Annotated in this window: 12 protein-coding genes; 3 read left to right on the top strand and 9 right to left on the bottom strand. The window is 68.4% G+C overall.

Features of this window, described 5'->3' with window-relative positions; all coding sequences use genetic code 11:
• Nucleotides 1-311: 311 nt before the first annotated feature.
• The gene (locus ACFFN1_RS07375) at nucleotides 312-893 is read right to left on the bottom strand and encodes a dienelactone hydrolase family protein (RefSeq protein WP_376840037.1); all 582 of its coding nucleotides are present in this window, start codon (nucleotides 891-893) and stop codon (nucleotides 312-314) included.
• A 107-nt stretch (nucleotides 894-1000) separates the two neighbouring features.
• Between ACFFN1_RS07375 and ACFFN1_RS07370 the strand changes: the two genes are divergently transcribed.
• Together ACFFN1_RS07370 and thpR are read left to right on the top strand one after the other, a co-directional pair.
• Entirely contained in the window at nucleotides 1001-2233 is a 1233-nt protein-coding gene (locus ACFFN1_RS07370; RefSeq protein ID WP_376840036.1) for an alpha-hydroxy acid oxidase, read from the top strand.
• A 34-nt stretch (nucleotides 2234-2267) separates the two neighbouring features.
• Nucleotides 2268-2834, top strand: coding sequence for an RNA 2',3'-cyclic phosphodiesterase (thpR, locus tag ACFFN1_RS07365; protein ID WP_376840035.1), 567 nt, complete (start codon nucleotides 2268-2270; stop codon nucleotides 2832-2834).
• Nucleotides 2835-3163: 329 nt separating this feature from the next.
• Here thpR and ACFFN1_RS07360 read toward each other — a convergent pair whose 3' ends face one another.
• The 8 genes from ACFFN1_RS07360 to ACFFN1_RS07325 all read right to left on the bottom strand — a co-directional run bounded on the left by ACFFN1_RS07360 (nucleotide 3164) and on the right by ACFFN1_RS07325 (nucleotide 11589).
• The gene (locus tag ACFFN1_RS07360) at nucleotides 3164-3472 is read right to left on the bottom strand and encodes a 4a-hydroxytetrahydrobiopterin dehydratase (protein WP_376840034.1); all 309 of its coding nucleotides are present in this window, start codon (nucleotides 3470-3472) and stop codon (nucleotides 3164-3166) included.
• A gap of 12 nt (nucleotides 3473-3484) precedes the next feature.
• Nucleotides 3485-4705 carry an alcohol dehydrogenase catalytic domain-containing protein gene (locus ACFFN1_RS07355; protein ID WP_376840038.1) on the bottom strand — a complete coding sequence of 407 codons (1221 nt, stop codon included), beginning with the start codon at nucleotides 4703-4705 and terminating at the stop codon, nucleotides 3485-3487.
• A gap of 101 nt (nucleotides 4706-4806) precedes the next feature.
• Nucleotides 4807-5652: an HpcH/HpaI aldolase family protein gene (locus ACFFN1_RS07350; protein WP_376840032.1), complete on the bottom strand. Its 846-nt coding sequence runs from the start codon at nucleotides 5650-5652 to the stop codon at nucleotides 4807-4809.
• Complete coding sequence (gene hpaH / locus ACFFN1_RS07345) at nucleotides 5637-6422, bottom strand: 2-oxo-hept-4-ene-1,7-dioate hydratase (RefSeq protein WP_376840030.1); 786 nt, start codon at nucleotides 6420-6422, stop codon at nucleotides 5637-5639. The genes ACFFN1_RS07350 and hpaH overlap by 16 nt, the downstream gene beginning before the upstream one ends.
• A 96-nt stretch (nucleotides 6423-6518) precedes the next feature.
• Nucleotides 6519-7649, bottom strand: a complete 1131-nt coding sequence (gene hpaD / locus ACFFN1_RS07340; RefSeq protein ID WP_376840028.1) for a 3,4-dihydroxyphenylacetate 2,3-dioxygenase — start codon at nucleotides 7647-7649, stop codon at nucleotides 6519-6521.
• 44 nt (nucleotides 7650-7693) lie between these two features.
• The gene (gene hpaE / locus ACFFN1_RS07335; RefSeq protein WP_376840026.1) at nucleotides 7694-9229 is read right to left on the bottom strand and encodes a 5-carboxymethyl-2-hydroxymuconate semialdehyde dehydrogenase; all 1536 of its coding nucleotides are present in this window, start codon (nucleotides 9227-9229) and stop codon (nucleotides 7694-7696) included.
• Nucleotides 9230-9307: 78 nt separating this feature from the next.
• Nucleotides 9308-10093 carry a GntR family transcriptional regulator gene (locus ACFFN1_RS07330; RefSeq protein WP_376840025.1) on the bottom strand — a complete coding sequence of 262 codons (786 nt, stop codon included), beginning with the start codon at nucleotides 10091-10093 and terminating at the stop codon, nucleotides 9308-9310.
• Nucleotides 10090-11589, bottom strand: coding sequence for a fumarylacetoacetate hydrolase family protein (locus ACFFN1_RS07325; RefSeq protein ID WP_376840024.1), 1500 nt, complete (start codon nucleotides 11587-11589; stop codon nucleotides 10090-10092). Before ACFFN1_RS07325 ends, ACFFN1_RS07330 begins: the two co-directional genes overlap by 4 nt.
• Nucleotides 11590-11843: 254 nt before the next feature.
• Here ACFFN1_RS07325 and ACFFN1_RS07320 point away from each other — a divergent pair, with 254 nt between their 5' ends.
• Nucleotides 11844-13403 carry an MFS transporter gene (locus ACFFN1_RS07320; protein ID WP_376840023.1) on the top strand — a complete coding sequence of 520 codons (1560 nt, stop codon included), beginning with the start codon at nucleotides 11844-11846 and terminating at the stop codon, nucleotides 13401-13403.
• Nucleotides 13404-13428: the final 25 nt, after the last annotated feature.

Here is a 13428-nt window from a genome sequence, read left to right as displayed (position 1 = left end):
TGGGTGTGTGATTGAATAGCACCTGAGAGGTGCCCCTTTCTTGGCCGGGAATGTTGACTGAGAACATCACCATTTTCCCAGTTCAGGAGGGGCATTTCCATTCCATACGCGGCTCGATCCGGCTACTTACATCGGTGGATCAAGGCTAAAGCGTGAATGTGTGGGCGAATAGCGCCGCGAAGCGTCACGTGGTGATTGGACGAGTGTAGACAGAAGGTGGGCAGAATGCCCCTGACGGGGGAACCGTCATGCGAGGACTCCCCGATGTGTCTCACTCATCCGAGTGCGCTGAGAGCTAGGCAGACTGCGTGCTACCCCTGGTCGACCTCTTCGGCGATGAACCGCAGGACGCGGGACATGAGCAGACCGGCCAGTTGCGCGTCGTACTCCGGGGCCGAGGGGTCGGTGAACAGGTGCGCGCTGCCCGGGTAGACGAACTGCGCGGCGCTCGCCCCCGCCTCGGCGACGGAGGCGACGAGCAGCTCCGGGGCGCCGGCATCGATCCACGCATCGCCGATCGCATAGTGGATCTGCAGCGGAACCTGGGCCTGCCACGAGGTCTTCTTCGGCACACCTCCGGCGTGGAAGAGCAGCGCGCCGGCCGCGCGGGGATCGCGCTTGCCCATCGACTGAGCCATCGCGGCACCGAGCGACCAGCCGCCGAAGACGAGCGGGCCCTCCAGCTCCGCGATGGCGTCGGAAGTCCGCTTCGCCAGATCCGGGAAGCCGATTTCATCGCGGTAGGCGATGCCAGCGTCGACGGTGTCGAAGACATGACCGTCGTAGTAGTCGGGGGTGTGAACAGCGTGGCCGGCGTCGGAGAACTGCGCTGCCAACTGGGACATGCCCTCGGTCAGCCCGAGCGCGGAATGGAAGAGCACAAGATCAGCCATGGCCTCATCCTGGCACACGCACCCGGTGGTGCCCAGACCGTCTGGGTCCGGATCTCCTCTGGCGACCACCGCCTCGGCGACGGCGGGCAAGACGGTAGCCTGTGGCCATGGCACTACGACGACGCATACCCCGCTGGGCCGATCTGGGCCCGCTGCTGCAGTTCGACCTTCAGCGCAATCGCCGCCAGGCCCGGCTGAGCCGGGTGAGCAGCGTCGAGGATCTGCGGCGGATCGCCAAACGGCGAACCCCGACCGGGCCGTTCGACTACGTCGACGGGGCAGCCGAATCCGAAAGCACGCACTATGGCAACCGGGATGCCTTCGGCGAAGTGACATTCATCCCCGCGATCCTGGCTGCCAATGGCGACATCGATCTGCGCGCCACGGTCGCCGGTGAGACCTTCGAGCTGCCGGTGGGCATCGCGCCGACCGGCTTCACCCGCATGATGCAGGCCGAGGGCGAGGTCGCCGGGGTACGAGCGGCTGAACGCGCCGGCGTGCCGTTTTCGCTGTCGACGATGGGCACCCAGTCGATCGAGGACGTCGCCGCAGCCGCACCGAATGCGACGAAGTGGTTCCAGCTGTACCTGTGGCGCGATCGGGAAGCGTCTCTTGACCTCATCCAGCGGGCCTGGGCTGCCGGCTACCCCAACCTGCTCGTCACCGTCGACACCGCGATCGCCGGGCGGCGGCTGCGCGATGTGCGCAACGGCCTGACCGTGCCGCCGAAGCTGACTTTGGGCACCGTGCTCGACGCGTCCTACCGACCCGAATGGTGGTTCAACTTCCTCACCACTGACCCGCTGACCTTTGCGTCGCTGTCGGATGCCACGTCCTCTCTGGCTGCCCTCGTCAACGGCATGTTCGACCCGACCCTGTCGATGGAGGACCTCGCCTGGATCCGCGAGCAGTGGCCCGGGAAGCTGTTCGTCAAAGGTGTGCTCACTGCCGAGGACACGCAGCGCTCACTCGACAACGGCGCCGACGGCCTCGTCGTATCGAACCACGGCGGTCGCCAGCTCGACCGCGCGCCGACGAGCTTCGATGCCCTGCCGGTGGTGCGTGCCGCCGCCGGAGACGATGTCGAGATCATCCTCGACTCCGGAATCATGCACGGTGCCGACATCCTCGCCGCGCTCGCCTACGGTGCCGACTTCACGCTCATCGGCCGGGCGTACCTCTACGGCCTGATGGCCGCTGGTGAGGCCGGCGTGCGCAAGGTCCTCGAACTGCTCGAAGCGCAGATGCGGGTGACCATGCACCTCATGGGTGCCTCGACTCTCGCGGACCTCAACCCGGACATGGTCCGGAAGGCCGAGCGGGACCGCGGCGAGGGGTGAGGGGTCGGTCAGGGTTCGGGGTTGGGGAGGACTGATGGGACAGCGGATGTTCACCGCCATTCACCCGCCGTCTGAGATCGTGCAGACGCTGGGTGAGCTCGTCGAGCCCCGGCGCGGGATCGACGAGAACCTGCGCTTCACCGCCGAACGGCTGTGGCACGTGACGCTGGCGTTCATGCCCGATGTCACTACCGACTGCGAGGACCGGATCGACGAGATGCTCGCCGAGACCGCCGATACGATCGCGCCCTTCGACATCGAATTGGCTGGGGGAGGAGCGTTTCCGAACGCGGCCGAGGCGAAGGTGCTCTACCTCGGGATCGGGGCTGGGCGGGATGAGGTCATCCGCCTGCAGCATCGGGCGCGCAATGTCGCCAACAATGCCGGCACCCGTGTCGACTCGACCGACCCGGTGCCGCACCTGACGATCGCCCGCACCGGCAGGCAGGCGATCAACGCGACGAAATGGCTGCAGATCCTCGACGCCTTCCCCGCATTGCGGTGGCGGGTCGAGGAGATCAGTCTTGTCGCTTCTCACCGCAGGCACGAGCCGACCCGGCATGAAGTGCTCGGAACGCACCGGTTGACAGGGCGGGGCTGAGCCGGTCAGAGCCCGGGAACGTCGTTGACTACCGCATCGACGAGCCTGGATGTGGTACTCAACGACCATCAGAACACGGATTCATAGTCGTTGAGTGCAACATCGAGAGGTCTCGAGGTAGCAGTGAACGTTGATGAGTCCCTGGCACCGGGTTGGATCGGCCGGCCGTGTGCAGTTCGTGTCGAATGGATGAGCGTCGATTCTCCACGAGATGCACACGATTCGACGATTCCGCGTGCGTTTCGTGCAGAACCGAGTGGTCTGGATTCCACACGAAGTGCCCGCAGCGGCGGTGCACCGCACAGTGGCAGACGCCGGACTGGTTGAGGTCAGACGGTTTCGATGCCCGCTTCGGCTGCCAGCTGGCTGATCTTCCGGGCCATGCGGACGTCACGGCTCGTCAGCCCTCCGACATCATGGCTCCACAGCGTCACCTGCACCTGTGGGTAGGTCAGTAGGATGTCGGGATGGTGGTCAGCGTCCTCGGCGGCTGCGCCGATCCGGTTGGTGAACTCCAGGCCCGCGGCGAAATCGCCGGTGCGAAACGTCGCCACGATCGTCTCGTCGCGCTGCTCCCAACCGGTCAGGTCCGCCGCGGCGATCTCTGCAGGACTGAGTTTCTTCTTCGGATCACTCATGGCTCAACCGTGTCACAGGCGCAGAGCCGCTGGGAAGTGCGGGCTCTGCAGGAGGCCCTCAGCCCCCGCCAGCTCGTCGAACATGACGACCTGGCGGACGGCCTGACCGTCGGCGAGGGTGTCGAGGGCGTCGTTGATCTCCTCCAGCCGGATGTGCCCGGAGATGAGTTCGCCGACCGGCAGCGCACCCCCACGCCAGAGTCGCTCATAGACCGGGATGTCGCGTGCCGGCACAGCCGAGCCGAGGTAGGAGCCGATGATCGTGCGCGCCTCAGCGGTGAGCACGAGCGGGATGATTTCCGAGCGCGCATCCGGTGCGGGCAGGCCGACGGTCACGGTCGTCCCGCCGATCCCGGTCGCAGCAACGGCGGTCTCGAAGGCCTTCGGATGTCCGGCGGCCTCGATGACGACAGCGGCGCGCACACCCTTCTCGGCCACCTCGGCTGGGGTGTAACCGGCATCGGCGCCGAGCTCGATCGCCCGAGACAGCTTCGCCGGATTCGCATCGACGCCGATCACCTTGCCGACATCGCCGCCACCATCGTCACCTCCGCCATCGTCACTGCCGGCCCGGGCGCGCTTCTTCAGCGACAGTGCGGTGATGAGCGCAGCCATCCCCACCCCGCCGAGCCCGACGACCATGACGTCATCGCCGTCAGCTGGGCGGCCGGCGTTGATGACCGCGCCGCCGCCGGTGAGCACCGCGCAGCCGAGGACCGCGGCAATGTCGGCAGGCACATCCGCTCCGACCGGCACCACCGAGGAACGGTGCAGCACCGCATGGGTGGCGAAACCGGAGACGCCGAGGTGGTGGCGCACCTCAGCCCCGTCGCGTCTCAGCAGGATCCGGTCGCCGACGAGTGTGCCGGCATTGTTGACCGCAGTGCCGGGAGTGCACGGCAGTTTGCCCTCGGTCGCGCAGTTGGCGCACTGTCCGCAGCGGGGTAGGAACACGGTGCTCACCTGCTGGCCGGGCTCGATGTCGGTGACCTGCTCACCGACCTGTTCGACGATGCCGGAGGCCTCGTGGCCGAGCAGCATCGGGGTGGGGCGGGGCCGGTTGCCGTCGACGACGGACAGATCCGAGTGGCACAGCCCAGCTGCGCGGATGCGCACGAGCACATCTTCAGGACCGGGTTCGTCGAGGTCGAGGCGGCTGATCGTCAGCGGCCGGGTGTCGGCGTAGGGGCGGTCGGCCCCGATCTGTTCGAGGACGGCTCCGGTGATCTGCATCGTCTCTCCCCTCAGCCCGGCAGGTGCGGCCTGCCCGGATTCCGGCGGTGGAATCCTCATCGTAGGGCGGCGGTCAGCGTCAGATCAATGCCTGTGCATCCTCAGTTCCCGGTGAAGTCCGCGGCGAGCTTCTCCGCCCCGCGGGCGACGATGGCGACATCAGCGCCGACGAGGATGAACTGGGCGCCGGCCTCGGCGTAGGCCCGTGCGGTGTCCGGATCGAAGGCGTTGACGCCAGCGAACCGGCCGGCCGCGCGCACCTGGGTGAGCACACTGCGCACGGCAGCGACCACTTCGGGGTGGGTCTGCTGGCCGATAAGCCCCATCGAGGCCGCCAGGTCCGAGGGCCCGACGAACACCCCGTCGATGCCCGGCGTCGCGGCGATCGCCGCAGCGTTCTCCACACCGGCGCTCGTCTCGATCTGCACGAACACGGAGACGTGCTCATGCGCCTGAGCGAGGTAGTCCGGCACCCGGTTCCAGCGCGCCGAGCGCGCCAGCGCCGAACCCACCCCGCGCACCCCGGCCGGCGGGTACTGCGCGGCCGCAGCGACCGCCTCGGCTTCGGCGCGCGTGGAGACCATCGGCACGAGGATGTTCTGCGCGCCCAGGTCGAGGACCTGCTTGATGATCGTCGCATCGGCCACCGGCACGCGCACCATCGGCGTGCTCGGGTAGGCGGAGACGGCGTAGAGCTGGTGAAGGACGGACTCCAGGCCGTTGGGGGCGTGCTCCATGTCGATGAGCAGCCAGTCGAGGCCGGCGCCAGCCATGATCTCGGCCATCACCGGCGAGCCGGAGCACACCCAGCCGCCGTAGAGCGTCCGGCCGGCCCTGGCCGTGGCGTCCGTGCCCGAGGTGCCGGCCCCGGTCCCGGCTGCCGCGCCCGAGGCGCCGGTCGCCTCGCGCAGGCGGGCAGCGAAGGTGGGGTTCAGTTGAAGCGGCATGCGATGGTTCCCATCTGTCCGTAGTCGGCGAGCACCGTGTCGCCGGGCTCGACCCACATCGGCTTCGTGAAGGAGCCGGCGAGGATGATCTCGCCGGCCTCCAGGCTGTCGCCGTGCTCGGCGAGCTTGTTCGCCAGCCACACGACACCCATTGCCGGATGGTTGAGCACTGCGGCCGCAACCCCGGAGTCTTCGATCGTCTCATTGCGGTACAGCAGCGCGGACACCCAGCGCAGGTCGACATCGTGCGGATCGGTCGGGTTGCCGCCGGTGACCATCGCGCCCATCGCGGCGTTGTCGCTGATGGTGTCGACGATGCTGCGGCCGTCCATCTCGACGCGGCTGTCGAGGATCTCCAGCGCCGGGATGACGTACTCGGTGGCGCGCATGACGTCGAAGACGGTGACGTTCGGGCCGGCCAGCGGCTCCTTGAGCGCGAAGGCGAGCTCGACCTCGATACGCACGCCGGAGAACCGCGCGTGCTCGATGACGGCGCCGTTCTCGAACACCATGTCGGAGAAGATGACGCCGTAGTCGGGTTCGGTGATGCCGGTCGCCTGCTGCATGACCTTCGAGGTCAGGCCGATCTTGCGGCCGACCTGCCGGCGCCCGGCGGCGATCTGCCGGCGGCGCCACTCGTTCTGCACGGCGTAGGCGTCCTCGACGGTCATGCCCTCGAAGCGGCTCGTCAGCCGTGGGATCTGGGTGTGGGTGCGCTCAGCCTCGGCGATCTCATCGGCGATCTGGGCGATGGTCTGCGCATCGAGCATGGTGGTCTCCTTCCACGCACAGGTGCCCGCCGCCTCGGGAACGGTGCGCGCCAGCGGCGGCGAGCCGCGCCCGAGGCGGGGGCTGGGTTGGGTCTGTCAGAGCTGGTGGCCCAGCTTGTATTCTCCCTGCTTCCACTCCGGCATAGAGGAGGTGTCCTCTTCGCGGGTGTAGGAGAAGCCGTCGGCGCCGATCGTGACCTCCATCTCCGAGTCGTCCTCGCGGCTGATGAGCGGCTGCGGCTGGCCGTCGAGGTCGAGGACGAGGGAGGCATCGGTGTACCAGCTCGGCACGACCGGGGTGCCCCACCAGTCGCGGCGCTGGTTGTCGTGCACATCCCAGGTCACGACCGGGTTGTCCGGGTCGCCGGTGTAGTAGTCCTGCGTGTAGATCTCGACGCGGTGGCCGTCGGGGTCGCGCAGGTAAAGATAGAAGGCGTTCGACACTCCGTGGCGGCCGGGGCCGCGCTCGATGTGGTCGGACAGGCGCAGCGCACCGAGCTTGTCGCAGATGGCGAGGATGTTGTGCTTCTCATGCGTGGCGAAGGCGACGTGGTGCATGCGGGGGCCGTCGCCGCCGGTCATCGCGGTGTCGTGCACGGTGGGCTTGCGGCGCATCCATGCGGCGTAGACGGTGCCGTTGGAGTCGCGGATGTCCTCCGTGGTGCGGAAGCCCAGGTCGTCCATGTACTTCACCGCACGCGGCACGTCCGGGGTGACCTGGTTGAAGTGGTCGAGGCGGACGAGCGCGCCGGGGGTGTAGAGGTCGTAGCGCCAGGCGAGCCGCTCGACGTGTTCGACCTCGTAGAAGAACTCGTACGGGAAGCCGAGCGGGTCCTCGACGCGCACGGAGTCGCCGATGCCCTTGACGAAGCCGTCCCGGCGGCGCTCGACCCGGCAGCCGAGCTCGGTGAAGTACGCCTCGGCGCGGTCGACGTCCTCGGGAGTGCGCACCCGGTAGGAGAAGGCGGCGACTGCTGCGACATCGCCCTGGCGGAGCACGAGGTTGTGGTGGATGAACTCCTCGAAGGAGCGCAGGTAGATGGCGTCCTCGTCCTCGGCCGTCACGACGAGGCCGAGCACGTCGACGTAGAAGTCGCGCGAGCGCTTGAGGTCGGTGACCTGGATCTCCATGTAGGCGCACCGCAGCACATCGGGTGCCGGAGCGGTGGGCGTCGGGATCGGATCAGCTGGAGTGGGTGAGGCGGGTGGGGTGGATGAGGTGGTCATGGCGGTTCCTTCTTCTGGTGCCCGAGGCGTCGGCGCCTGGGCGGTCACTGCTTGCCGAACGACGGGTTGTGGACCTTGCCGAGGTTGATGTGCACGGCCTGCTGATCGGTGTAGAAGTCGATCGAGCGGTAGCCGCCCTCGTGGCCGAGGCCGGAGGCCTTGACGCCGCCGAAGGGCGTGCGCAGGTCACGGACGTTGTTGGAGTTGAGCCACACCATGCCCGACTCGACGGCCTGGGCGAAGTTGTGGGCGCGCTTGAGATCGTTGGTCCAGACATAGGCGGCCAGGCCGTACTTCGTGTTGTTGGCCAGTTCGAGCGCCTCTTCCTCGGTGTCGAACGGGGTGATCGCCACGACCGGTCCGAAGATCTCCTCCTGGAAGATCCGGGCGGTCGGCGGGACGTCGACGAACACGGTCGGGGCGACGAAGTTGCCGAACTCGAAGCCCTCCGGGCGGCCGCCGCCGGCAGCGAGCTTCGCCTCGGTCTTGCCGATCTCCACGTAGCTCATGACCTTCTCGAAGTGCTCCGGGTGCACGAGCGCGCCGACCTCGGTCTTCGGGTCGTGCGGGTAGCCGACCGTGACGCGCTTGGCCTGCGCGGCGTACTTCTCGACGAATTCATCGTAGATGCTGCGCTGGACGAGGATCCGCGAACCGGCCGTGCAGCGCTCGCCGTTGAGGGAGAAGACGCCGAAGACGCAGGCGTCGACCGCGCCGTCGAGATCGGCATCCTCGAACACGATGGCCGGGGACTTGCCGCCGAGCTCCATCGACAGGCCCTTGAGGTGCGGCGCGGCGTTGGCGAAGATGAGCTGGCCGGTCTTCGACTCGCCGGTGAAGGAGATGAGCGGGACGTCCGGGTGCTTGACGAGGGCGTCGCCGGCCTCCTCGCCGATGCCGTTGACGAGGTTGAACACGCCGCGCGGCAGCTCGGCCTCTTCGAAGATGCCGGCCCACAGCGATGCCGACAGCGGGGTGAACTCGGCGGGCTTGAGGACCACGGTGTTGCCGGTGGCCAGGGCCGGGCCGAGCTTCCAGGACTCGAGCATGAACGGGGTGTTCCATGGGGTGATGAGGCCGGCGACGCCGATCGGCTTGCGGTTGACGTAGTTGATCTGGCGGCCGGGAACCTTGAAGGTGTCATCGGACTGGGCGACGATGAGGTCGGCGAAGAACCGGAAGTTCTCTGCCGCGCGGCGGGCCTGGCCGAGCGCCTGGGAGATCGGCAGACCGGAGTCGAAGGACTCCAGTTCGGCCAGGCGCTCCCCGCGGGTCTCGACGATGTCGGCGATCCGGTGCAACACCCGCGAGCGCTCGCGCGGCAGCATCTTGGGCCACGGGCCCTCCTGGAAGGCCGTGCGGGCGGCGGCGACCGCCCGGTCGATGTCCTCCTGTTTGCCGGCCGCAGCCTGCACATAGGTCTCGTTCGAGACCGGTTCGAGCACATCGAAGGTGCTGCCGTCGACTGAGTCGACGAAGGCGCCGTCGATGTAGTGCTGGATCCGTTCGGGCAGGTCAGCCGGAATGTGGCGCTCGCTCAGCGCTGCCTGGTCTGGGGTTTGAGTCGATGCGGTCGTCATGGATTCCCTCCGAATAGTGTGGTCGGCCGGATGTCGTATCAGGGTGTGTCTGTTGCGGTCAGTCTGGTGGTCAGTTGGTCAGTCGGTCGTGCTGCGGTCGAGGAACGCCTGCAGCGTGCGGTGGCGGTGGTTGCGGGCGGCGAGCTCGATCTCCAGCGGCTCAGCGCCGGCGCGGATGAGCTCCAGGATCTGCGCATGCTCGGCGACCGACTCCTCGGCGCGGCCGGGCACAAAGGTGAACGTCGAATCGCGCAGCCCCGACATCCGCGTCCAGCAGTGATGCACCTGGTCGAGGATGAGCGGGTTCGGGCACTCCCGGAAGAGCACCGAGTGGAACTCCTTGTTCAGCTGCGTGAAGTAGTGCGGATCGAGCCGGTCGAGCAGCCCGCGCATCCGCTCGTTGATCGCCTCGGCCTCGGCCAGCGCAGCCGCATCGAGCAGCGGAGCCGACAGCGCCGTCGCGAAGCCCTCGACCACCCCGAGCGTCTGCATCGCATCGAGGTAGGCGCCTTCGTCGATGAGCGCGACCCGCGCGCCGACATTGCGGTCGTACTCGACGAGCCCCTCGGCTTCCAGCCGGCGGATCGCCTCGCGCACGGGGATGACGCTCATCTGCAGCTCAGCGGCGATGGGGGCGAGCACGAGCCGGTAGCCGGAGCCGAACTCCTTGCTCAGGATCCGCTCCCGGATCCAGTCGTAGGCCCGCTGCGACTTCGAGGCCACCACCGTGGTGGCGGCCGCCGGCAGCGTCCCCGCGACCGAGGCAGTGGATGAGTCCCGGCCCGTGCCCGAGGCAGTGGCTGAGTCCCGGCCCGTGCCCGAAGCGGTGACCGGGTGGCTGCTCACGGCCGGCTCGCTGCTCATGCGCGGCCTTCCGGCTGTTCGGCCTCGTACTTCTCGCGCCATTCGCGGTTCATGGGGAACAGTCCGTCGACCGGGTGGCCGTCTGCGACCTGTTCGAAGACCCAGGCGTCCTCGGTCTCCTTCTTCGCAGCCGCCTCGGCGACCTCCTCGGCCAGGGCCGGGGGGATGACGATGGCGCCGTCGTCATCCGCGACGATGATGTCGCCGGGCTGGACGACGGTGCCGCCGCAGCTGATCGTCAGGTCGGTGTCCCACGGCACGTGGCGGCGGCCGAGCACGGCAGGGTGGGCGCCTTGGGAGAACACGGGGATGCCCACCTCGGCGACGGCGGCGTAGTCGCGCACCCCGCCGTCGGTGATGATGCCGGCGGCCCCGCGGGTCTTGGCGCGCAGGGCGAGGATGTCGCCGAGCGTGCCCGAGCCGGTCTCGCCGCGGGCCTCGATGACGATGACCTCACCTTCGCCGACGGTGTCGAAGCAGCGCTTCTGGGCGTTGAAGCCGCCGCCGTGGCTCTTGAACAGGTCCTCGCGGCCGGCGATGAAGCGCAGCGTCTTGGCGGTGCCGACGATCTTGGCGCCCGGCCGGTTGGAGCGCACACCATCGATGGTGACATTGTTCAGGCCGCGCTGCCGCAGCTGCTGGGACAGGCCGGCCACCGGAATCGCCGCCAGCCGCTCCCGCAGCTCGGCGCTGAGACCCGGCAGCGGATCGAGCCCGGCGGCCGCGCGGGAGCCGTAGGCCTCCTCGCGCTGGGTGTCGTTGATGCTCGGCAGCGAGCCGAGATCCGGGTCGAAGTCGCCGGGACCGTCGACGACGGTGCTGATGAGCCGGCCGGTCGAGGGTGCGCCGGCAGCAGCCGGGGCATCGACCTCGACCTCGATGACGTCGCCGGGGGCGGCGACCGAGGAGCCGGCCGGGGTGCCGGTGAGGATGACGTCACCGGCCTCCAGCGTCACATGCTGGGACAGGTCGGCGATGAGCTGGGAGAACGGGAAGAACATGCCGGCGCCGGTGTCCTCCTGCACGAGGTTCCCGTTGTGCCAGGTGCGCACCCGCAGCTGCTCAGCCGAGACCTCGGCGGAGGGGATGAGACCCGGGCCCAGGGGGGTGTAGCCGTCACGGCCCTTGTTGCGCAGGTTCGAGCCCTTGTCATTGGCACGCAGATCGTACAGGCCCCAGTCATTGGCCGCGGTCACCCAGCCGACGTGCGACCAGGCCTCGGCGGTCGACACCCGGGAGGCAGGGGTGCCGATGATGAGGGCGATCTCGCCTTCGTAGGCGAGCAGCTCGGTGCCGGCCGGGCGGGCGACCTCGGCGCCTGCCGGGTCGCCGGAGGCGGCCACCGAGCTCAGCGGCTTGATGAAGTACGAGGGGCTGGCCGGCTTGCGGCCGCGCTGGGCGGCGCGGGATTCGTAGCTGAGGTGGACGGCGATGATCTTGCCGGGCACCTGGGGCAGCGCGGCAGTGCGCTGGTTCGTCGCGGCGTCGGTGTCCATGGGCTCCTTGCTTTCTGCTGGTGAGACCGGCTGTGAGGCAGGTCTCCGGAACGGCTGCGGATGTGATCTGCTTTACACAATATCTGAGATCGTATATCTTTTCATCTATCACCGTGAGCAACCTCACCCAGACCGCGAATATTCCGCAGCGCATACTCCGCAGCCGCACCTGGCTGCACCACCTGGCTGCACTGCCGCCGGGTCGACGAGAACCTGGCGCTTGTGCGGTCTGGAGAGACGTATAAGGAGCGTTCATGTCTGCAGCGTCAGCTGTGACCACCTCGCCGACCTCGGCGAGAGAACGGCGCAAGGTCGCCTTCGCCGCCGTCATCGGCACCACCATCGAGTGGTATGACTACTTCGTCTACGCAGCTGCCGCCGGGCTCATCTTCGGCCAGCTGTTCTTCGAACCGGCCGGAGCCCAGTTCGCTGTCATCATCTCGTTCGCCAGCGTCGGCATCAGCTTCCTGTTCCGGCCGCTCGGCGCCTTCCTCGCCGGCCACTACGGCGACAAGCTCGGCCGCCGGTTCATCCTCGTCGTCACCCTCATCGGCATGGGCGCGGCCACCGTCCTCATCGGCCTGCTGCCGACCTACGAGACGATCGGCCTGGCCGCACCGCTGCTGCTCATCGGCCTGCGCATCCTGCAGGGCATCTCCGCCGGCGGCGAATGGGGCGGTGCCGTCCTCATGGCCGTCGAGCACGCACCGAGCCACCGCCGCGGCCTGTTCGGCGCGATGCCGCAGATCGGCGTGCCCTTCGGCCTGTTGCTGGCGAGTGCGATGATGGCGATCATGACCGCGATCTTCCCCGGCGATGCCTTCCTCCAGTGGGGCTGGCGCATCCCGTTCCTCTTCAGCATCGTGCTCGTGGGGGTGGGCTACTGGATCCGTCGCAGCGTCGAGGAGTCCCCAGTCTTCGCCGAAATCGCCGAGCGCTGCGAACAGGCCAGCGCCCCGGTCGTCTCCCTCTTCGCCCGCTACGCCCCGCTCGTGCTGCTTGCCGCCTGCGTCTTCGCCGGCAACAGCGCCGTCGGCTATATGACCACCGGCGGCTATGTCCAGCACTACGCCACCGATGCCGAGGGGCCGGTCGCCCTGCCGCCGGGGCCGGTGCTGTGGGCTGTGACGATCTCCTCGGTCACCTGGCTGCTCGCGACCTTCGTCGCCGGCTGGGTCTCCGACCACCTCGGGCGCAAGAACACCTACCTGCTCGGCTGGGTCCTGCAGGGCGCGGCCGTCGTCGCGCTGTTCCCGCTCGTCAACACCGCCTCGGTCGGCATGCTCATCCTCGCGCTCGTGCTGCTGACGATCGGCCTCGGCCTGACCTATGGTCCGCAGGCGGCCTGGTACACCGAGCTGTTCCCCGCCTCGGTGCGGTTCTCCGGTGTGTCGATCTCCTATGCGCTCGGCTCGATCATCGGCGGTGCCTTCGCCCCGATGATCGCCAAGTCGATCCAGCAGGCGACCCACTCATCGACCGGTGTCACCTACTATCTGCTCGGCATGACCGCCCTCGGCCTCATCGCCACCCTCCTGCTGCGCGACCGCTGCGGCATCGACCTCTCCCCGAATGCAGAGGAGGAGCAGACCCGCGGCATCTACGTCGGCAGCCACCACCGCACCGGACCGCACACTCCCGCGCGTAAGGCGGCCCCCGCCTCGGGCGCGGCCCCAGGTGAGGTGACCGCGGCCTCGACCCCTGCCTCGGGCCGGGCGGCCACCGCCTCGGGCGCGGGACCCGACACCACAGACCACGCGACCACCGACTACGCGACCACGAACCCCGACCGCCTGGGAACTGCCGGCCGCTGAGTCGCGCGAAGCCAAAGGAGCCTCA

It is taken from the genome of Brevibacterium otitidis (genome assembly GCF_042429315.1).
In the GTDB taxonomy this organism is placed as follows: domain Bacteria; phylum Actinomycetota; class Actinomycetes; order Actinomycetales; family Brevibacteriaceae; genus Brevibacterium; species Brevibacterium otitidis.
Note: the sequence above shows the minus strand (reverse complement) of the source record. Positions and strands in the feature narration are given on the sequence as shown.